Source organism: Ruminococcus sp. AM43-6 (assembly GCF_003461785.1).
GTDB classification, from domain to species: Bacteria; Bacillota; Clostridia; order Oscillospirales; family Ruminococcaceae; genus Hominimerdicola; species Hominimerdicola aceti.
In genome coordinates this window covers 1-227 of sequence record NZ_QTXU01000079.1, presented here as the reverse complement: position 1 = coordinate 227, position 227 = coordinate 1, and the positions used below count along the sequence as shown (strand labels likewise).

1 protein-coding gene is annotated in these 227 nt (G+C 42.3%); it reads right to left on the bottom strand.

Annotated elements, in window-relative coordinates; translation table 11 throughout:
• Nucleotides 1–227, bottom strand: a 227-nt coding sequence (locus tag DW938_RS14925) for a DDE-type integrase/transposase/recombinase (RefSeq protein WP_347517440.1), incomplete at both ends; no start/stop codon positions are given.

Below are 227 nucleotides of genomic sequence, written 5' to 3'. Positions count from 1 at the left end.
ATGATACAGCCTTTTATATCAGGATATGATTTGTTTGCGTTTTCAAGAGTATGGCAGCAGAGCGAAGCTCTCATATTATCTTCAATAGCTATCCCCAGCGGCATCAGATCAAAGCAGTCAAATATCACTGAAACATAGAGCCTTCCATCCTTTGCCTTCACCTCGCTTATGTCGGTCACAGCTTTTTTCAAAGGCCTGTCTGCGTAAAAATCACGTCTGAGAAGATC